Origin of the sequence: Parasedimentitalea psychrophila, assembly GCF_030285785.1 — a bacterium.
GTDB lineage: Bacteria > Pseudomonadota > Alphaproteobacteria > Rhodobacterales > Rhodobacteraceae > Parasedimentitalea > Parasedimentitalea psychrophila.
The window spans coordinates 3058913-3080090 of sequence record NZ_CP127247.1 but is presented as its reverse complement, the minus strand read 5'-3'; the positions used below and the strand labels follow the sequence as shown (position 1 = coordinate 3080090).

Genomic DNA, 21178 nt, shown 5'->3' with positions numbered 1-21178 from the left:
GAAATTGAATTACGGATTTACCGTTGGAGGAGACATTTCGGGTGGCAATCCGGCACCGCCAGTTACCTCAGTTGCAGAATATCCGGAACGCAGTTTTTGCGTTTCTGGGGCATCGTTGACGCCCCATCCGAACGGCGCAGGCGTCGAGGCCCGTCCTGGACCTTTATCTTTGGATTGGCGATTGGTCCGGCGGCCGTGAAAGGCCACGGGCTGCGCGACAGCGGCTTGCCGATCCGCCGTGGCTGCCCCACAATATCCAGCGTCTGATGTTTCAGGTCTACATTGCCAAGCACCACAAGCTGCACCCGATCGGTTTCGACGACCGCTTGTTTCGTGGTTAGGCGTCCCTTCGAGATCGTAATCGGCGCACGCACACAGACAATGGTTACAACCGCTTCGCGTTCTTTCGAGAACAGCCACGGAACGACACCCAGGCCCGCCAGATCCAGAAGTTGGGAATCTATATTGCCGTTTTTCATCGACACCGTAGCGCGGCCTCTCAGGGTTGCGAGAAAGTCTCGGGTCGAGGCGTGGCTGCCAGAAACATCAAAAGTGGCATACAAAGTACCGCTGGCGCGTTTTTTGAACCCTAGGTCTTGCATGATATTTCCAAAGTTCCATCCGCCCATGGATCCTGACAGTTGCAAGGTGTCGGGGGCGTCTTTCAAATTCATTGCTCCACTGACGTTAAAATGACCGCCGCCGTATTCGAACTTTAGCGGACCTAAACGCGCCTTCTGGTCTTTGATCTCGAGATCACTTGTCAGATGACTGGCCCCTTTGACACCTTCGATCTTGCGCAGATCAATTGCGACCCCAAGATCAATGCCGGACAACAGAATTGATTGGCCCAGGGGCTGCAGGGTCACATTGCGAAATGGGCCTGTCGGTTGCGAGGTGCTGGCACCTGCAATGGCATCACCATCCGTTCCTTCGGTGTCGGCTGGATCGGTCTGTTCCGGGCTTTTCAGCACCAAGGGCTCGGGCCCAATGACGTCCTCACTTTGGTGAGGGGGACTGGCAGGGGCATTTCCCTGGGACGCGGCTCGCGCCAAATCGTTAAGCTTCGCCAACTGCATCGCCGCGGCAATAATATCGCGCAAATGTCTAACCCTGATCAGGTCACTTACAATCTGGCCTCTTATCTTTTGAGAAGGATCGTCAATATCAAGTTTCATGTTGAAGCCAAGCTGGGACGCCGCCACGGCAATAGTGACCTCGGTTGCCCACTCGCTCCCCAATGTCGACAATTGGTAAGTCACCGCTAGAGGTCCGGTTTTGATGGGGTCCAGTTTCAACGCACTCAGTAGCTTTGCGCCTGACGGGACATCAACAGCGATATCTAGTGCGATATCTCTGAACTGGAGCAGATTTTCGATCGCCCCGCTAACCTTCAGGCTCCAGAGATCGGTGCCCTGAGAGGCTGCCCTCAGGTCCGAAAGGCTGAGTTCGTGGGCATTGCCGCTTAGGCGGAAACCACCGGTCAGATGTCCCAACGCATCTGATGACTGAGACAGCGCCGAGGTTACCAGACTTGCCATTGGCATCGACAACCTGCCTTCAATGTCGATGCCTTCCAGCTGCAGAACATCTTCGACAGACCCCTCAAGAACCACAAAATTAGCCTCTGGCGGACCGATCCGGAGCACCAGCTTGCCGATCCTCAAATGTCCTTCCGGCGTCCGTGAAATCTCTGAAAATGATATCGGTGGCGGCCCTTCCCCGCGGGTGTCGAGAACAAAACCATTGGTTTCGATCACCATTCGGCGATGAGCTATCCCGTCCGGTTGGGCAATGATCTGCATGTCAACACCGATCAGTTTCAAATCCCGCCGCGCCTTAGTTGGCGGTGGCCGGTTGGCCTCTGAATATAGGCGGATGCTGGTATCAAGGGTGACGTCGGATGGATTGCTCAACTCCCCCAACGCGCCCGTCAGTTGCAGACTTTGTCCGCCATCCAATGTGATGAGCATGTCCAGGCTTTCGATACGTGCAGATTTTCCAGAGCGTTTAAAAACCGCTCTGACATGCCCCGTGCCGGACACCATTTTTTCGAGTTTGAGCACATCCAGCAACTGGCCCAGTTCGCCAATCTCCACCGCTATGGCAGCTGCGTAGCCGACATCATATCCGCCCGGATCCGGGCTGCCATCAACCTCGATGCTGATCTGGCTGAAATTTAGACTGACCTTGAACGGTTGCTCTTGCGGGAAGGTCCCGTTGAGGGACAGATCTTGCCCATTCAGCCGACCAACCCCCTGAAGGGTCACAGGGGCAAACTGGTCTTTTTGGGTCACGTCCAGAGACGTGAGAACCAGGTCGAATTCCAGACCGTTTCGCGCATCTCTGTAGGTCAGCTCCGAATTTGAAAACAGCATCCTATGACCTGCGAGAAAGTCGACCAGGTTGCCGTTTTTGTCCCTCAAACGCGGAGGTGGCGTGTTTCCAGCCGGTTCGGATTCAGAGATGTCAGCGGCTGAGCCACGAGGTGATTTGACTTTGGCCGTCGACCAGGATGACGTTCCGTACTGATCGACCACAAGTGCAACTTCAGCACCGTCAACATGAAGATCAAGCAGTTCGAGCCGACCTTTTAGCAATTCGCTCAGAGCCACATCAAATTCCAGTAGGCCAATCTCAGCCAGATTGACATCGGCGATGGTTTGACTGGGCAAAATCAATCCTTCGGCCACAACATGCAGCACCCGACCAAGATCCACCCCCACTCCACCTGTTATCTGAACAGATTGGCCCAGTTCGCCAGTAAGAAGGCGCGCAGTCAAGTTTCCTCGGATCTTGGCCAAAACCGAAGAGGACAATATCAGCCAAACAACCAGAAAGGCGACCGCAAACAGGCAAGTCAGCAAGAGTGCAAATCTCTTTATCCAACGCGGCAATTCACTCTCCTGACACCGTTTGGGCCCGATTTCGGAGAGGGCGCGTCGGTTTGAGTTGAGTCTATTCACTGTTGGCTGAGCCCGGAGGGCTGGCCCCACGGGGTGATCTGGTCTGAACGTTAGGGTAAGACACAGTTCAAGTCCATTGGGACGATGACTTGTCATGTGGGGCGAAATCAACGCTGAAGCGCCCTCGATTTTGTATGAAATAAGTCCTGAAACTGTAGAGCCGGCGTTGTGAAATGGTAAGAGCTCGGCCTTGCAAACAAACGTCGTGAGCTTCGCGGCCTATCACTGGGCTGCTTAGTCTTTCTTTTTGTTGACTTTTGTATCGCAACTGGTTGCATGGAGCAGCACCCAGTTGCGGACCGTTACCTACAAATGCCCACTCAACTGTTATTGCGGCCTCATTTTAGCAGGCTGCGTGCGATGATGCTGCGTTGAATTTCCGAGGATCCTTCGTAGATACGGAAAATCCGAAGATCGCGCAGGTAGCGTTCCAAGGGGAAATCTCGGGTGTAGCCATAGCCACCATGAATTTGCAGCGCCCGGTCGGCAATGCGCCAGGCCGCCTCAGAGGCAAAAAGCTTGGCAAATGCCGACTCGCTTGAATACCGTGCGCCAGTGCCGCGTTTGACCGCCGCCTGCATCGCCAACGCCCGCGCCGCCGCCAGATCGGTGGCGCTGTCTGCCAGCATCCACTGAAGGCCTTGGAAATCGGCAATCGGGTGGCCGCCAACCTTGCGGTCCTTGGCATAAGAAATTGCCGTCTCAAGGGCAGCGCTTGCAATGCCGGTGGCCTGTGCCGCGACCTCGATCCGGCCATTGTCGAGCACCTTCATCGCGGTGCGAAATCCTGTGCCTTCCGCGCCGATACGATTGCCCTCGGGCACCCAGCAATCGAAAGCTATGCCAAACACATGGCCGCCCCTTAGGCCCATGGTTCTTTCGTTCGGGCCAATGTCGACTCCTTCTGTAGTCTTTGGTTCAACCACAAAAGCGCTGACCCCACGCGCACCAGTGTCTCGGTTGGTTTTGGCGTAGACCACGATGAAATCGGCCGCTCCTGCGTTGGATATAAAGCATTTCGAGCCTTTGATCCGATATCCATCGCCTTCGCGGATTGCATATGTTGTCATGTCCGCCGGGTTAGAGCCCGCTAGCGGTTCGGTCAGGGCAAACGCCCCCAGCGTTTTACCGGCGGCAGCATCGGGCAGGATGCGCGCCTGCAATGCGTCATCAGCGCCGAGCAGAAGCGAGTCCGTTGCCAAAAAATGGGCCGTCAGCATCGAAGCGGTGGAGCCGCAGGCCCCGGCCACAGCTTCGACTGCCGCATAAAGTGCCGGACCAGTGAGGCCAATGCCCCCCTTTGTTTCCGGTAAGTTCATGCCCAAAAGGCCCATTTCGGCCATGGCAGGCAAGTGAAGGGTGGCAAACAGCGCCTCTTCGTCCAATCGCGCGGCCTGAGGGGCGAGCACCTCGGTGCAGAAGCGTTCGATCTGGGCTGTAATGGCGCGCTCGTCGTCTGTCAGCGAATAGCTCATGGGGTGTTTCCTTTAGAGAGTGCCGCCAGGATGTCGATGGCATCTGCGTTTAGTTCTGGCGCGGCAGATCGGTTACCGCGCGGGACATCACTGAAATGAACCGGCTGTTCGGGAACGTTGAGGAGACCCAAGGTTGGATGATCAACATCAGAGGCCAATTCTCGCTCAAGGGCCTGCGGCGAACCCCAGGCTTGGGCAACGGATTGAAGCAAGGCGGCGGGAATGCCTGCGCTGGACAGGCTTGCAACGATCTCGTCCGAGGGACGTGTGCTGGCCCAGATGTCAATGTGTTCGGCCAGCGCCGGTTCGTTTTCGCGGCGCAACGCATCGGTGGAAAATCGAGTGTCTTGCACCAGTTCCGGCTGGCCGATGACCTCGCAGAAGGTGGCAAACAGCCGATCATTCAGAACCGCAACCGCGAAATAACCGTCCTGCGCCGGATAGGTGCCAAAAGGTGCGGACAGCGGATGACGGTTGCCTGTGCGGGTCGGGGAAACCTTCTCCATCAAGGTACGACATGCCAAGATCGGCATCATCGACATCAGCGAGTCAAACAGTGCAACATCCACATGCCGACCTTTGCCGGTGCGGCTGCGATCAAATAGCGCCACCATCGTGCCCCAAGCGGCAAACAGGCCACCCGCGACGTCAGCAAAGGCTTCGCCAACCATGGTCGGTGGACCGTCCGCATCGCCAGTTGCATCCATCAGCCCGCTCATCGCCTGAATGATGATGTCATAGGCTGGCTTGGAGGCATTTGACCCGGTTTGGCCAAAGCCAGAAACAGAGACGTAGATCAGCGCGGGAAATTCCTCGCGCAGGGCTTTTTCGCCCAATCCCAGCTTGTCCATCACGCCGGGGCGATAGTTTTCAACCAGCACATCGGAGCTGCGCAACAGGGCTTTTACCGTGGCCAGACCCGCATCCGATTTCAAATCCAAAACAATTGAGCGTTTGCCGCGGTTGAGAGCCTGAAACAGCAGGCTTTCGCCCTGATCAAACGGTCCGATGTGGCGATAATCATCCCCGTGAACGGACTCCACTTTGATCACATCCGCGCCCAAATCGGCCATCATTGCGGTGCAATATGGCCCTGCGAGAACACGCGTGAAATCGAGCACTCGCACCCCATCAAGGGGTCTGGCTGACTGTGTAGGGGAAGCATTTTCCATTGGGATCTCCGGCTTGTGATGCCGGAGCTTAGGCAGTTGATTGCTATAGTGTAAAATACAGAGTAATCATAGTTCGATAAATGAAACCTATAGCTATCACCATACGCCAGATTGATTATGTAATTGCCACCGCCGATGGTGGCAGCACAGCTGCGGCTGCGCGCATGTTGAACGTGTCACAGCCGTCGGTGTCGCTTGCTATCGCGAAGGTAGAGCAACATCTGAGGCGTGCCCTGTTTGCGCGGAGCTCTGGCCAAGGTGTTGTATTGACCTCGTTTGGGCAGCTTAAGCTCGGCGAATTCAGAAATTTGCAAACCCAAGCGCAACAAGTCCTGAGCGCGGATGACCCAAACCGGGCCTCTCTTAATCTGGGCGTTTTCTCAACGCTTGGTCCGCGTTATGCGCCGTCGTTGGTTCGCGGATTTCAAGGCGAAAACCCGACGGCGCGCATAACATTGTTTGAGGGTGATCTCGAAACCCTGTCTGCATGGCTCGAAAGTGGGACAATTGATGTCGCCCTGATGTATGATTTTGGCTTGCCCTCGACGCTCGATGTCATCCCATTGGCCGATGTGCGCCCCTATGGTCTTTTGCCGCAAAATCATCCGCTCGCGAACCGTAAGGCGGTCAGTATTGCTGAGTTGCTTCAGGATCCGTTGATCTTGATGAACTTGCCGCACAGTCGCAGCTATTTCCTGACGCTGGCGCAGATGAACGGGATCACCCCAAAGATCGCCTATGAAACGAGCTCAGTTGAAATGCTGCGCTCGATGGTCGCCAACCAGCTGGGCGTGGGCTTGTTGGCAACCGATATACCGCATGAAACGGCCTATGACGGGCAAGCTATTGTCCGAATGCCGCTGACGGGAACCCTTGCCCCTCATCGTATTGCGTTGGCCCGGTCAGGGCGATTGCGATCAAGTGCTTTGGCGAACAAGTTCTGCCATTTTTCAGCTAAGTCCTTTGAGGACTGAGCATATCTTGGAAAAATGATTTGTCCGAAAGTTACGCGCTCAATTGATGTAGGCCCATTCTGCCAAGCGGGCGGCAGACCTGCCTGAATGGTCACGTGTTACCCACCTGATATTAACAGAAAAATTGCGTACCCCCACCAGGTCAAACTGTTGATCAACGCCAGTAGCACCGCAAAAGAACCTAGCTCTTTGGCTGCGCCGGACAACGGATGTTGATCCAGTGAGATCCGGTCGATCGTAACCTCAATCGCAGTATTTAGCACCTCGACGAGCAACACGAGCAACATAGACGAAATAAGCGTCAGCGCGAGCCGCACATCCGGCGCAACGAAGAATGACGCGGGCACCAGAACCACGCAGGCCAGCATTTCCTGACGAAAGGCAGCTTCGTTCGAAAATATGTACCTGATCCCCTTGGCAGTTGACCCACAGGCTACAACCAAGCGGCGAATTCCAGAGGTTTTTCGTGTACGGTCCGTCATCTTCCAACACCCCTAAGCCAAGATTGCGGACACCACGACGCGATGCCGGGTTTGGCGCAGGTTATACACCACCTGCCGCCACGCCACTCCATAGCGTTTTTGACAGCTCAATATCCACGCTAAGACGCTGGTTGACCACATCAACCCCAAAACGCTCAACCAGGGTCTCATCGTCTCGCAACAGCGAAACCCCCAGTCCCGCACCCGGATCGTCGGTGGGCAGCCAACCGATCCAATCAAGGATGGTGGGAAACACGTCGAGCATGGATCCGGGCCTGTCTATATGGACGGGCGGTTGATCATCCTGAAGGAAAATCACGGTGTTGCGCCGTTCAAATTGCTCAAGCGTGTCATAGGCGCTGTTGTGGTGGGCCAAGTGATCGCTCATCACCACGATCCTGGTATTGGTACCCGCTGTCCTATCTTTCAATTGGCGCACGAACTTTGCTGCCAGTGCCGAGGTACATCGAACGGCGTCGATGATATCTTGCGTAATGATTGGTTCGCCCAGACCCAAACAAGAATCCGACCGAAAGGCGCGCGGGCCATGTGTGTCCATCGTTGCAACGGTCAGGAAAAATGGTTGATCGCCGATAAGAAGGTGATCAAGTTCTTTCAAAGTGCGCTCCATCACCAGATCATCGCGGTATCCCCAGCCATCACTGCCATGTACCACCTTTTGGTCTTCACCGTATTCTTCAAACAAGTCAGATCGGTCGATGAACTGTGCACCGCCGTGGCTGTAATAGAAGTTGCCATAGCCAAAGTGACCTTGGTTTTCGCCGGCGATTTCAGTGCCGCTAATATAAACGTTTCTATACCCCCGCGCTGCCGTCAAATCCGACATGCAGATGACCTTGGGAACAAGCGGGTCATCGTTCGACCTGTCGGCTATTGCGTTAAATACGTTGATCACGACCGGCACGCCGCATTGGGTTGCAATCGTTCCTGCTAGGCTCCAGCCGGTCGCATAGATCTGATGAATGTTGGTCATTTCAAGGTTCGCCTCACCCAACTCTCGAATGGGTGCGTAGGCATCGCCAAAGCCGCTGGCCTCTCCGTAGGTGCGCTCCAGCCCTTCTAGGAAGACATAAATAATGTTGGGGTTGTTCATATCCGTAGTCGCGGCGGTTGGTTGCAGAGGGATGAAATTTGTCACAAATGATTCTTGTTGCTCAAATTGCGACAGTCCCTGGCTTTGCACCACGTCCACAAGCAGCGGATTGATAGCCAGAACACCTGCTCCAAAGGCCAAGTTGCGATACCGTAGGTCTGCCATCCAGGGGCGCATACGCAGGAATGTGACAGACAGCGCCAGCCAGTACATGAAAGTTGTAAAAACATAGGGAATGATTTCACCCCAGGGCGTACCTTCGACCCCAAAGACCCAGTGGAACACAAATGCCGCGACGTCCACATTGCCAAAAATCAACGCCGTCACAGTGACCGGAAAGATCAGAACCATTGAGATCAGCCAGAACACCCAACCGGCCTCGAACCGATACAAGCGCTGTCCTTGCGGCCCAGGTGTAGACACAAGAAGCGAAAGCCCCAGGATCACTGTCATCCCCACGCCGTACCGAATATCGCTGGTGTCATTGTCCCACAACGCCCGCAGGATAAGGTACAGGGCGACCAGCCCGGGCAGGAGGATAGAGACAAAGCGCAGGCCAGCGATAACCCACCGCAATAAGGAAATAACATTCGCCATCAAATTTCTTTCTGTATAATCAGTTCGCCAGCCAGTCGCTGTAACGGCAGAGCCTGTCAAGGTTAAAGCCCTGCGCCTTCGCGCTCAATCGTTAGTCGAATATCTTTCTTGCCTATCTGCCAGCACATGCCCCGTATTGAAGCCAATTTCAGTAAGTTGTGCCCGATGATTTGGTCCCAAATCTCTGACTTCTGCTTATCCGTGAAAATATGCGGCGACGATACTTCATGGTGCTCACTCCATCTTTCCTAAAAGATTAAAGTGTTGCGTCGCCCCGTTGAAACCGCCGCCCTTATTGTCGAAATGTGCATGGTGCAGCAGGTGGGCCACTTCACTCACTCATAAATGTAGCGAAGAGCCCAGATGAGACATTCACCGTCCATGTCGAGGTGGCACTGCAGCATTTCAATCGTGGAAATGACGCCAGAGCGGACACAGCGAGCCGTTTGTCAATGTCGCTTGGCAATCGGGAAATCAAAGCTGTGCCCCTTAAATGGTTCATTTCTAAAGCTGAAATGCCACCACTCTCTGGGGTAATTGCCAAACCCTGCGCGCTCCATTGCTGTTATCAAGAACCGACGGTTTTGCGCAGCACCTTCGGAAACCAGCTTCGAGCTGGATTGGCTTTTCAGATCGAAGAAATCGAATTTGGTACCCATATCCAATAGCGTTATTTTGCCTAAGGTTTTACGCGCGATTGTCAGATCTACCGTTCCACCGGCAGAATGCCCGGAACGGGAAGCAATATAGCCTTTTGGTATCAGCTGATGCGACGTCAGATTCGGAAAATAGGTCTCATCCGAAACATCATGCGCGGTGACGTAATCTACCATTTCACGTACCGCACGTGCGGGACGGTAACAGTCAAAAACCACCAGCGCTAAGTTCTTTTTTGCCAGCTCCCTTTGCAAAGAGGATAGAGCTCTGGCTGCGTTCTCGACCATTACACAGTCCGGAGAACCGTACCCGGCAAGGGGTTTGCCGACAAAATTATTATCTGTCGCATACCGAATATCCTCAACAATAGATGCATCAATATCTTGCAGATATACAAACCCAGCGGGTAGGTCGGCGGCATTGGCGTGATGCGCCACGAGGTTCAGCAAAATTGAACTGATAATCCTGCAAACCCGCGACCCAATAGTCACTGAAGCCGCAATTCGCTTATTGCAGTGTCACGGTATCTCGTTCCTCTGTGCACGCTGGTCAGGGTCAATGTTATCCAATTGACGTCGCCCAAATATGGTATGTTTAACACCTGAAACCGACCGCTATCTACAACTTGAATATCGCCCTCGAAACCGGTTGAGGTCCGCACGTTGAATGACCTCACCCGGCTATTCTTCATGTAGGCACTTTTACTTTTGTTGTAGCCGTTTGCGATCAGAATTTCATTTATGGTGGTTGGCCTCTCGAACGAAAAACGCAAAACTTCACCTATCCCGTCGCCGGTCTCACCTTCTACCCAGGCGGTGTTCATATTACCGTCAGCCAAATTGTCGCCGCTGTATGTATTTCCAGATTGCGTGCCAAGGACCGATGAAACGCAGAGCTTGCTCTGGATGTTGCCAAATCGCCGTGTATAGCACTCCCGCATGCGGATATCGGGCATCGGTAAATGCCGCGCGGCCTGCTTTGCAGGTTCTTCCAGTCTGGACAGTGCGTCGATGGCCAGAACGACATAAAAGTTATCCGGAATGTCCTGATAGTCGTTCAGGAACGCTCTCCATGCTGCGCGGCTGTCTAGCCGTTCGGCCAGGGCGTATTTTTGGGCTATGGCGTCTTGGGTAGGCACAAAAACTGTTGAACTGGAGTTTTGCGCAGGTTGGCCTTGTTCTGAATGGAAATAGAAATCCCCGGTTATTGAGCTGGTTTCCCATGGAACTTGCTTGTCGCCAGTGACGGCCAGCACCTCGCTTCTGGCTGTTTTGAAAACAGATTCAATTGTGCGCCCTCCGCCAGATGAAATCGCCGCGACAAGGGCCTTGGTGTAAGGGGAATTCTGCCCCGCTCCGTCAAGCGCAACAGAGCCAGGAGCCGTTGCATAGGCGATAAGGGTCCCTTTTGGTGCGTCAACCGATGCCAGCCCCCTTGATGCGGAGCGCGAAGACCCGACGAAGGGATTGTTGCGGCAAGCGTCCAATATGATGATGTTGATATTGGCATTTGAAGAATTCATGACCTGAAGAAAATTATTTACATTGATCGCCTCAAGATCAATCTCATCCTCATCGAGAATCTGCGCGTTAACGGGAACCAGATAGTTCTCTCCATGCAGCTGAACCCCATGCCCGGCATAATAAAACAACCCCGCATCAACATTGTCCTCCCGCAGACGCCGCCCAAATTTCAGCAGCTCCCTTTTCATCGTCACCTGATCTGCATTCACCAGCTTGGTCACGGTAAAACCCGCATCGCGCAGGGTGCTCGTCATTGATATCGCGTCATTTTCCGGGTTGGCCAATGAAGATGTGTGCGTGTATTTTGAGTTGCCAATAACCAAGGCAACGCGGTCCCCGGCCAAGACGCTGCTGTTCCAAAAGGTGAGGGTCAGCAGGGCAACGATGGCTGTTCCAATAGCGTGTATTACTGCTTGGGTCATTGCGCTAAACTCGCCTCTTCTCTGGCTTTTAGATTGTCAGACCACCGCCATTTGACCAAGCTTTTTCTCAAACCTCTCCAGTCCGATGAAACGATGTATCTGGATTATTGCTCCAGCTCGACCCGGTCTGCGCTTCAACCGCAGCGCCCGGTCGGCTGCGGACCTTCATGACCACTGAGGTGAATGGCTGGTCAGAGCCAAACCTACCGTCGCACGACTGGTCTGTTTTTCGGCTGCAGCCTGATAATTCTAGTCTGATACAATAATGCGGGCGGTCAAAGGTACGATGGCCATAAACAGCGCCAGCAACCAGAATGCAGTGGGCAAGCTGGTTGCGCCTGCAGCAAATCCAACCAAAGCGGGGCCCACCAGAATACCCACGTAACCTGTTGTGGTAACCGATGCGACTGCCAAGCCTGCTGGCATTACTTTTTGTCGACCGGCAAGGCTAAAGACGATGGGAACCAAGTTGGCAGCTCCCAAACCTATCAAGACAAATCCTGCCAGTGCGACGAGCGGCCAAGCAGAAACCAAAACTGTAGCCAGTCCGATGATCGTCAAGAGACCGCCAAAGACAAGGACCCAAAATTCGCCGAGCGCTGCAACTATACGGTCGCCTGTTAGTCGTGCAATTACCATCGCGACAGAGAATAGTATGTATCCCACGCCCGCACTTTGCGCATCGGTTAGCTGGCGCTCAATAATCAAAAGCGCCCCCCAGTCTAGGACAGCCCCTTCTACTAGAAACGTGATCGCGGCAAGTATCGCAAGAAGCATAACGCTGCCACGCGGCAGCGCGAAAGGCTCAGGCTTCCCACCGCTGACACAAAGAAGGCGGGGACCGGCCAGTAACATACCACAAAGCGCCACTGCCGCCCCGATGAGCGCTGCATTCACGACCGAGACATTTAGGGACAAAATCAGGGTCATAAGCCCGGCCCCAAAGAGGCCGCCAAGGCTGAACTGGGCGTGAAAGTTTGACATCAGCGGGCGCTTTTCTTGCCCTTCGACTTCAATACCATGGACATTCATTGCGACATCAACTGTGCCAAGTGAGGCACCAAACAGAAATATGGCGACTCCGAGGGCAAGCGGCGTTGCCGCCATCGCTAAAACGGGCAAGAACACGACAAGACCGAAACCTCCGAGCAGGACCATCGGTTTGGCACCGCTACGCGTGGCAATGATGCCGGTGACCGGCATGGCAATGATCGAACCCAGCCCGAGGCAAAGGAGAAGAACTCCGAACTGGCTTTCATCAGCGCCCACTCTGGCTTTGATGAATGGAAAGAGCGGCGCACAACAAGCCATAGAAAAACCAGCGACAAAAAAAGCAAGCCGCGTGGCAAGACGTGCTGGGGCTGTCGATGAATAGTCTGTCAATGAAGGTCCTAGCTTTACTGAAACTGAGAATGTCGTAGTCGGTACTGGGCCGTGACTATTTTCGTCCCGGCCTAGGCGAGAGGATCAGTTAGGCTTCGTACCGCATCCGTAATGATGATGTCGTTTCAATGCAACGACAGGACATGAGAGGGTGTTGTCAGACCAATTCGAACGGGTCTCTGCAAGGACAAAATGACTGTCCTTTATGCCGCGCCCAGTTGGCGCCACTCAGCGAGAGCGGCGGTACGGTTTCCGCAGCGAACATTGGTCCGAACCGGTTCCACCAAAATCGCACAGTCTCATGACTGATTTCGATCCCGCGCTCATGCAGCAAATCATCCACATCCCGGAGCGACAGGGGCGGTTACATCATCAAAGCCATCTCGATGGAGACTTGGAATACCAACAAAAAAGTTGGACAACGGATACCCTATTGCCAATCAGTATGAGCAATATTCGAAACCGGGATTGCAAAACCGGGAAATTAGTTTGGGTAAGAAAAACCCTTTGGGTTCGCTTCAGAATTCCATGTCATCTACGCCAAACGGTGACAATGACGACAGGTACCCATCTGTGCGTGCAGCGTTTAAAAACATCGAAGAGGCCCTTGCCTCCTCTAACGTTGAGAACTGCCAACGTCCCAGCCCCAGTCCCAGACTTGGATTGCATTATCGGCTAGGAGTGGGCGTTTTTGAAGGAGCTCCAGCGGTTGCCCACTCCTCCTCGTCCTTAAAGTTCAGTCCTTTTTCTACGCCTCGTGGGTCCTTCCTGGCCTTCTGAAGCATGCGGGTAACTCATCCCCCGTGACCGTAGGGTGTTTAAGGCTCGATGAGGGGTGAGGTTAGGGGTGTTGTTGTTACATCGCCGCGAGCCAGCGGGGATTGCCCGTGCAAAAGCGCCCGCCTGGCCTGACCGAGCCCCACCTGAAAGGCCTGGTTTGATCGTCTGTGCATGAATTTCTTGGATTTTGCTGGGTCGAGGCCTTCTGGAACTGGAGAGGAGTATCTATTCAGAGGAGTTTCGACCGCTTTTGGACAGCACTGGGTCAACTATGTTGGCGGCATGGGGCCCTGCCCTGCCCCCAGGTACGCCTCTACGATCTAGTCCGGTATGGGAATGAATTCGCCCTTGTCGCTGGGAGGCAGCTTGAAGCGGCCGTGTTCCCAGTCGCCGGCCGCCCAAGCGTCCTTGGCGGCCTCGATTTTTTCTTTCGATGAAGCTACAAAATTCCACCAGATATGGCGCGGGCCGTTCAGAGTTTCGCCGCCCAGCAACATCAGCCGCGCACCGGCGGGGCCTGCTTTGACTGTAATGGCGTCACCAGGGCGGAATACCATCATCTGGCCCGATTGGAAGACATCGCCCGCCACCTCGATGCTGCCGTCTGTGACGTAGATCCCGCGGTCCTCGTGGTTGTCAGGCATGGGCAACCTCGCACCCGCTTCGAGCACGGCATCGGCATAGAACATTTCGCTGAACGTCTTGGTGGGTGCGCGTTCACCCCAGGCATCGCCAAGGATCAGGCGCACTTGCTTGCCTTCGCCTTCGATGAATGGCAGCGCGGTTTCCTTGTGATGCTCGAAATCCGCGTCGATGTCTTCGGCATGCTCTGGCAGGGCAACCCATGTCTGGATGCCGAACAGGCTGCTGGGGCCCTTGCGGGTCTGCGCACTGGTGCGTTCGGAGTGGGTCACCCCGTGGCCCGCTATCATCCAGTTCACTTCGCCGGGATAGATCATCTGATTGGTGCCCAGCGAGTCCTGATGCTGGAATTCACCTTTATAGAGATATGTCACTGTCGCGAGGCCGATATGCGGGTGCGGGCGCACGTCGATACCCTGTTGGGTGATGAATTCCGCCGGTCCCATCTGGTCGAAGAACACGAAGGGGCCGACCATTTGCCGTCTGGGCGATGGCAGCGCACGGCGCACTTCGAAGTTTCCAATGTCGCGGGCGCGAGGGACGATCAGCGTCTCGATCGCATCCATGTTATCCACGCTCGGGCAGGTCGGTTCAATTGCGGGGTTCCAGCTCATCTCAGGTCCTTTCTGGTTGCGAGCAAAGACGCCGCCAGGGCGTTTGACGTGGCGATCAATTGGTCGACGCCTTGCGGGCGCTTCCGGCGAAAATCAGGAAATTGGGCACAGGTTCAGCTTTCTTTGAGAGGTAAGAGGGATCGGCTCAGGCTTTGAGCGCCTGGGGAATGAAACCGTCGATGAGTGGCAGTTTGCGCAGGGCAAAGGGGCCACTTCCCTGGACCGCGACCGAAGCGGCCAGAACCACCAGCAACAGTGGAAATTCCCAGCCGCCACCTTGGGAGCTGAACAACCAGCCATTGCCCGAATGTGCCCAGAGCGCGCCGACCAACAGCGGCATCGACAGCAGGGCAGCAAGCCGGGTGTAGAGCCCCAGAAGGATCGCCGCGCCGCCCGCTAATTCTGCAAGTATGGTCAGGTACGCCGCTGCTGCAGGTAAGCCCAGACTTTCGAAATAAGCCACTGTGCCGGGGACAGTGAACACCACCACCTTGAGGAGCCCATGGGACAGCAGAACGCCGCCAAGGCCCAAGCGGGTGATCATTGCGCCGTAGTTTGTGTTGGTTTCCAGTGTCATTGCCATTCTCCAAATGTGTTGTGTTTCCATCTGAGGCCAATATTGCATTGAGAAGTATGGTTGATAATATAGCGGTTCATAACCTCACTCATTCCAAAAGGTTGCCAATCGCATGGATCAGATATCGCGTGTCGGGATCTTCATCGCGGTGGTTCAGGCCCGCAGCTTCGCAGGGGCGGCACGCGTTCTGGGCATCACCAGTTCCGCTGTGTCCAAACAGGTCCAGAACCTGGAACTGGATTTGCAAGTCAAGCTGCTCAATCGGACCACGCGAAACGTGTCTGTGACCGAAGAAGGTGTCATCTATTTTGAGCGCGCAAAACGAGCATTAGAGGATCTGCAAGAAGCCAAGGAACAGATTTACGAATTGAAGTCCCACCCTCGCGGACCCTTGAAGGTTAGCCTCCCGTTGAGCTTGGGCGTCAAATATCTTGGGCAGGCTGTGGCGCAGTTTGCTTCCACCTATCCAGACGTCGAGCTGGACGTGAGCCTTGATGAGCGTTTTGTCGATATCGTGGGCGAGAGGTTCGATCTGGTGCTCAGGATCGGGTGTTTGAAAGACACGTCATTGATCGCGCGGCGTATGGCGTCTTGTCCTTTCATTCTATGCGCCAGCGCAGGGTATCTGGAGCGACATGGAACGCCTGATACGCCCGAAGATCTGTTGGAGCACAATGTGCTGGCCTATACCCGCAACAGCGGCCTGCATGAATGGCGCTATAAGGACAAGGCAGGAAAGATTGGCCAGGTGAGTTTGAGCGGTTCTTTCAAATCCGATTCCGGGGATGTCCTGTGTTTTTCCGCTGTCGAAGGGGTCGGCATTGCGATTCTGCCGGTGTTCTATGTTGCCGAACATTTGAAAAACCGTCGCTTACAGCAACTTCTTCCCAATTATCTTACTTGGCCTGAGCGAGACATCCATGCAGTGTTCCAACCGAACCGCTTCCAGTCAACTCGGCTGCGCCTGTTTGTTGATCACCTTGCTGCAGCATGCAAGCGCCTGCCGTGGGAATGATACGTCGGACTATGTGAACGTTGGAATTTCAGTCTCAATGAAAACAATCCGTTAGGTTTTGCATTTCCGAGACTGGAGCAGGACTTGCAATGACCTGATCCACGTCCACAATCACCGACAGAAATTTTCAGCCCCCCCAGAGCCCGCCATTCCTCAAACCAACCAAAAGACCTATTTCGAGCAGGCCACGTGAAGCGATGAGGCAAACCAATTTGCAAACACTTCGGCGTGGCTGGTCTTGTCTCGCTTACCGTCCGGTCTTCAGGCGGCAGGTACGCGCTATGCTCGATGCTCCGGACAGCCAACTGCTGTCCTGAGCCATCGGTCCAGCTCTCCTGATTCTGTCCAAATCGTTCTCCGAGCGCCACCATTCAGCCCCCAGATCGGCAACTTTGCCAAAAAATAAGGCACCTGCCTGCATCACATGCTGCGGCGCGGCAAATCTAATTGCCGTCTCCGTCAACAGCCACAATTCTGGACCCATCGCAGGCAACGGAGACTGCCTCGGTCTCTCTCCCTAAGCTTGGGGATTTGGCGCACAGCGGCTCGGCCGCGCGCCAGCAGACGAGCCATGTTAGTGGCTTTTTTTGTTGTTTCCCAAATACATGGAAGGGTTTCCCCCTTGAAGAGAACTCTTTGCACCCTTGCCATAGCCACAGCACTGGCAACTCCCGCCTTATCCGCGCCGCTTGAGTTGGAGCAGGATGTACTGACCCTTGGCTTTATCAAGCTAACGGACATGGCACCGCTGGCGGTGGCCTATGAACAGGGGTTCTTTGACGACGAAGGCCTGTTTGTGACGCTGGAATCGCAAGCCAACTGGAAGGTGCTGCTGGACCGGGTCATCGACGGTCAACTGGCTGGCGCCCACATGCTGGCGGGCCAACCGCTGGCCGCAACCATGGGCTATGGCACTCAGGCGCATATCGTCACACCGATCTCAATGGATCTGAACGGCAACGGCATCACGGTTTCGCAATCTGTCTGGGACAGCATGCGGCCGCATATCCCGTCGCAAGCGGACGGCCGTCCGCAGCATCCGATTTCAGCCCGCGCGCTGGCGCCGGTGATCGAGCAATTCAACGCCGAGGGCCGGGCTTTTAACATGGGCATGGTGTTCCCCGTCTCGACCCATAATTACGAGCTGCGCTATTGGCTGGCGGCGGGTGGCATCAACCCGGGTTATTACAGTGCGCAGGACATCACCGGCCAGATCGACGCCGATGTCTTTTTGTCGGTCACCCCGCCGCCGCAAATGCCCGCAACGCTCGAGGCTGGCACCATCAATGGCTACAGTGTTGGTGAGCCATGGAACCAGCAGGCGGTCATCAAGGGCATCGGCGTACCGGTGATTACAGATTACGAACTGTGGAAGAACAATCCGGAAAAAGTGCTGGGGTTCAGCGCCAAATTTGTTGAAGAAAATCCCAATACCACCCTCGCAGTGGTCAAAGCACTGATCCGCGCCGCCATCTGGCTGGATGAAGACAACAATGCCAACCGCGAGGCGGCCGTCGATACCCTGTCGCGCCGGGAATATGTAGGTGCCGACCGCGAGGTGATCGCCGCTTCGATGACAGGTAGTTTTGAATACGAAAGCGGTGACATCCGCCCGATTCCCGATTTCAACGTCTTCTTCCGCTACAACGCCACCTACCCGTTCTACTCGGATGCGGTCTGGACCCTGACCCAGATGCGCCGCTGGGGACAGATCGCCGATGCCAAACCCGACAGCTGGTATGATGAGCTGGCCCGGTCGGTCTACAAACCGGACATCTATCTGCAAGCCGCACAAATGCTGGTCGACGAAGGCCACGCCGAAGCGGCTGATTTCCCCTGGACCAGCGACGGCTACAAATCTCCAACGCCCGCTGCTGATGTCATCGACGGCATCCCCTTCGATGGCCGCACCCCCAACGCCTATCTCGACAGCCTGCCGATCGGCCTAAAAGGCACCCAAACCGTCAATGACGGCGCGGTGCACGGCTAAGCCAGCAAAAGGATACTCCCATGACCATCGCTGATTCCGATTTTGCCACAACTGAGGCACGCCGCGCCCGCCTGTTCACCCGCATCAATGCGGCTGACAAATGGCTCCAGATGCTGGGGCTGGCCTGGATCACGCCAGTGCTGAAAGCTGCCGTCGGTGATAATCCACGCGCCCAGTTGGTCGAAATCTGGCGTCTGCTGCTGGTCCCGTTGCTGGCGGTCATTGGCTTTGTCGCCTTGTGGGGCGTGATGGCCCCCAAGGTTCAGACCTCACTGGGAGTGATCCCTGGTCCGGGTCAGGTCTGGGCTGAAATGGTCAACCTGCACCATGATGCCAAAGCCAAGTCCGAAAAAAAGGCCGCATTCCAAATTCGGGTCGATGCCCGCAATGAAAAACTGATTGCTCAGGGCAGGCCCGAGCAGGTCAGAGACATCGCCTATACCGGAGCGCCTAGCTACTACGACCAGATCTGGACCTCGATCAAAACCGTGGGTTTTGGCTTTCTGATTGCCTCGGCTATTGCGATCCCGCTGGGCATTCTGGGCGGGCTGTCGCCAACCGCTAGCGCCGCAATGAACCCCTTGGTGCAGATTTTCAAACCGGTGTCACCGCTGGCCTGGCTGCCCATTGTCACCATGGTGGTCTCGGCGCTCTACGTCACCAATGACGGCATGTTCACCAAATCATTCATGGTCTCGGCGGTTACCGTCACCCTGTGTTCCATGTGGCCGACACTGATCAACACTTCGCTGGGCGTCGCCTCGATCGACAAAGATCTGATCAACGTGTCCAAGGTGCTGAAGATGTCGCTGTGGAGCAAGATCACCAAATTGGTGCTGCCCTCGGCGCTGCCGCTGATCTTTACCGGACTGCGGCTGAGCCTTGGGGTTGGCTGGATGGTTCTGATCGCCGCCGAGATGCTGGCGCAGAACCCCGGATTGGGCAAATTCGTCTGGGACGAGTTTCAGAACGGCTCCAGCCAATCGCTGGCCCGGATCATCCTGGCGGTGCTGACCATCGGCCTGATTGGCATGATGCTGGACCGGGTGATGTGCGCGCTGCAGTCCCTTTTCACCTTCTCAAACAACCGGTGAATGACATGGCAATACTGACATTTGACAACGTTCACAAAGGTTTTGGCCAGGGTGCCAACCGCATTGAGGTGCTCAAGGGTATCAGCCTTGAAGTTCAACAAGGCGAATTCTTGGCCATTCTGGGCTTCTCGGGCACCGGCAAATCCACGCTGATGAACCTGATGGCTGGGCTGGAAAACCCGGACAGGGGCAGTGTAAATTTCAAAAACAAACCGATCAACGGCCCCAGCCCCGAGCGCGGGTTGGTGTTTCAGAACTACTCGTTGATGCCCTGGCTGACGGTTACCGGCAACGTGCGACTGGCAATTGATGCGGTGTTTCCGCGCATGGCTGCCGCCGAGAAAGCCACCAAGGTTGAACATTACATCCAGATGGTGGGCCTTACCCCGGCCGCGCACCGGCGTCCTGCGGAACTGTCGGGTGGCATGCGGCAGCGGGTGTCCATCGCACGGGCACTGGCGATGGACCCCGGGATGCTGCTGCTGGACGAACCCCTGTCGGCGCTGGATGCAATGACCCGCGCCAATCTGGCCGATGAGATCCTGGAGATCTGCCAGAAAGGTGCCAAGACCTGTATCCTGATCACCAATGATGTGGACGAGGCGATCCAACTGGCCGACCGCATTGTGCCACTGAACCCAGGTGGTACTCTGGGCACCCCCTTCATCGTGGATATCCCCCGCCCTCGCAATCGCGACCAGATGAACCACCACGAGGGGTTCAAAGCCCTGCGCGCCGAGGTTACCCGTTTTTTGATGGATGGAGGCATTGAGGCGCGCGTTGAAGGCACCCGTCAACTGCCTGCGATCACTCCGATCCACAGCCTGCCCGCAGCCGTCAAAACGGCCAGCAAAGCGAGGGTTGAAAAGCGGTTTCTCGACTTCAGCCAGTTGCACAAGATCTATCCCACTCCCAAGGGCCCGTTGACCGTGGTCGAGGACTTTAATCTCAAGGTGAGCCGGGGTGAATTCATCTCGCTGATCGGCCACTCCGGCTGCGGCAAATCCACCGTTCTGTCCATGGCTGCCGGGCTGACCTCGATTTCCAAAGGCGCGATCAAGCTGGACGGCAAACACGTCGAAGGTGCCGGTCCGGAACGCGCCGTGGTGTTTCAATCGCCCAACCTGTTCCCTTGGTTGACCGCCAAGGAAAACGTCGCCGTTGGGGTCGAAAAGGTCTACCCACGCGCCTCGCGCCAGGAATTGCGCGATGTGGTCGAATACTACCTTGAGCGCGTTGGTCTGGCCGACAGTATGGATATGCCGACCCACAGCCTGTCCAACGGCACCCAGCAGCGTGTCGGTATCGCCCGCGCCTTTGCCCTGTCCCCCAAATTGCTGCTGTTGGATGAACCCTTTGGCATGCTCGACAGCCTGACCCGCTGGGAGCTGCAAGAGGTGCTGATGGAGGTCTGGTCCCGCACCAAAGTCACCGCGATCTGCGTCACTCATGACGTGGACGAGGCGATCCTGCTGGCTGACCGGGTGGTGATGATGACCAACGGTCCGCAAGCCACCATCGGTAAAATCACGTCGGTCAAGCTGCCACGCCCCCGCAGCCGCAAGGCCTTGCTCGAACACCCCGATTATTACGCCTACCGGCAAGAGGTTCTCGACTTCCTCGAAGACTATGCGCACGGCACTAACCCCGCCCCGAAACCGGCCCCCAAACCAGCCACAGCCCCCATTGCAGCGGAGTGAA

The 21178-nt window shown here is 55.6% G+C and carries 15 protein-coding genes and 1 pseudogene; 5 read left to right on the top strand and 11 right to left on the bottom strand.

Translation table 11 applies throughout. The features are described 5' to 3' along the window. Nucleotides 1-62 precede the first annotated feature (62 nt). From QPJ95_RS15000 to QPJ95_RS14990, 3 genes are all read right to left on the bottom strand, one after another. On the bottom strand, nucleotides 63-2066 hold the full coding sequence (locus QPJ95_RS15000; RefSeq protein WP_270917204.1) for an AsmA family protein: 2004 nt from the start codon (nucleotides 2064-2066) through the stop codon (nucleotides 63-65). A gap of 1238 nt (nucleotides 2067-3304) precedes the next feature. Next, entirely contained in the window at nucleotides 3305-4441 is a 1137-nt protein-coding gene (locus QPJ95_RS14995; protein WP_270916932.1) for an acyl-CoA dehydrogenase family protein, read from the bottom strand. Continuing rightward, a complete protein-coding gene (locus tag QPJ95_RS14990) occupies nucleotides 4438-5613 on the bottom strand; it encodes a CaiB/BaiF CoA transferase family protein (RefSeq protein ID WP_270916931.1) in 1176 nt (391 codons plus the stop codon). Before QPJ95_RS14990 ends, QPJ95_RS14995 begins: the two co-directional genes overlap by 4 nt. An 80-nt stretch (nucleotides 5614-5693) precedes the next feature. Here QPJ95_RS14990 and QPJ95_RS14985 point away from each other — a divergent pair, with 80 nt between their 5' ends. After that, entirely contained in the window at nucleotides 5694-6587 is an 894-nt protein-coding gene (locus tag QPJ95_RS14985) for a LysR family transcriptional regulator (RefSeq protein WP_270916930.1), read from the top strand. A 98-nt stretch (nucleotides 6588-6685) separates the two neighbouring features. Here QPJ95_RS14985 and QPJ95_RS14980 read toward each other — a convergent pair whose 3' ends face one another. The 8 genes and pseudogenes from QPJ95_RS14980 to QPJ95_RS14945 all read right to left on the bottom strand — a co-directional run bounded on the left by QPJ95_RS14980 (nucleotide 6686) and on the right by QPJ95_RS14945 (nucleotide 15378). Further along, nucleotides 6686-7069 carry a diacylglycerol kinase gene (locus QPJ95_RS14980; RefSeq protein WP_270916929.1) on the bottom strand — a complete coding sequence of 128 codons (384 nt, stop codon included), beginning with the start codon at nucleotides 7067-7069 and terminating at the stop codon, nucleotides 6686-6688. A 61-nt stretch (nucleotides 7070-7130) separates the two neighbouring features. Next, nucleotides 7131-8840 carry a sulfatase-like hydrolase/transferase gene (locus tag QPJ95_RS14975; RefSeq protein WP_270916928.1) on the bottom strand — a complete coding sequence of 570 codons (1710 nt, stop codon included), beginning with the start codon at nucleotides 8838-8840 and terminating at the stop codon, nucleotides 7131-7133. Nucleotides 8841-9229: 389 nt separating this feature from the next. Continuing rightward, nucleotides 9230-9886, bottom strand: a complete 657-nt coding sequence (locus QPJ95_RS14970; RefSeq protein ID WP_270916927.1) for a M15 family metallopeptidase — start codon at nucleotides 9884-9886, stop codon at nucleotides 9230-9232. A gap of 38 nt (nucleotides 9887-9924) precedes the next feature. Next, nucleotides 9925-11382, bottom strand: coding sequence for a caspase family protein (locus tag QPJ95_RS14965; protein ID WP_270916926.1), 1458 nt, complete (start codon nucleotides 11380-11382; stop codon nucleotides 9925-9927). Between the two features lie 249 nt (nucleotides 11383-11631). After that, nucleotides 11632-12765 carry an MFS transporter gene (locus tag QPJ95_RS14960; RefSeq protein WP_270916925.1) on the bottom strand — a complete coding sequence of 378 codons (1134 nt, stop codon included), beginning with the start codon at nucleotides 12763-12765 and terminating at the stop codon, nucleotides 11632-11634. A 250-nt stretch (nucleotides 12766-13015) separates the two neighbouring features. Further along, nucleotides 13016-13126 (bottom strand): annotated as a pseudogene (locus QPJ95_RS14955) (IS6 family transposase); the annotation flags it as partial. Between the two features lie 739 nt (nucleotides 13127-13865). After that, complete coding sequence (locus tag QPJ95_RS14950) at nucleotides 13866-14801, bottom strand: pirin family protein (protein WP_286018136.1); 936 nt, start codon at nucleotides 14799-14801, stop codon at nucleotides 13866-13868. A gap of 145 nt (nucleotides 14802-14946) precedes the next feature. Further along, entirely contained in the window at nucleotides 14947-15378 is a 432-nt protein-coding gene (locus QPJ95_RS14945) for a DoxX family protein (protein WP_270920765.1), read from the bottom strand. Nucleotides 15379-15490: 112 nt separating this feature from the next. Between QPJ95_RS14945 and QPJ95_RS14940 the strand changes: the two genes are divergently transcribed. The 4 genes from QPJ95_RS14940 (at nucleotide 15491) to QPJ95_RS14925 (ending at nucleotide 21177) form a co-directional block, all read left to right on the top strand. After that, a complete protein-coding gene (locus QPJ95_RS14940) occupies nucleotides 15491-16393 on the top strand; it encodes a LysR family transcriptional regulator (RefSeq protein ID WP_270920764.1) in 903 nt (300 codons plus the stop codon). 622 nt (nucleotides 16394-17015) lie between these two features. After that, entirely contained in the window at nucleotides 17016-18383 is a 1368-nt protein-coding gene (locus tag QPJ95_RS14935) for a CmpA/NrtA family ABC transporter substrate-binding protein (protein ID WP_270920763.1), read from the top strand. Between the two features lie 20 nt (nucleotides 18384-18403). Beyond that, nucleotides 18404-19477: an ABC transporter permease gene (locus QPJ95_RS14930; protein ID WP_270920762.1), complete on the top strand. Its 1074-nt coding sequence runs from the start codon at nucleotides 18404-18406 to the stop codon at nucleotides 19475-19477. Nucleotides 19478-19482: 5 nt separating this feature from the next. Beyond that, nucleotides 19483-21177: an ABC transporter ATP-binding protein gene (locus QPJ95_RS14925; protein ID WP_270920761.1), complete on the top strand. Its 1695-nt coding sequence runs from the start codon at nucleotides 19483-19485 to the stop codon at nucleotides 21175-21177. Nucleotide 21178 lies beyond the last annotated feature (1 nt).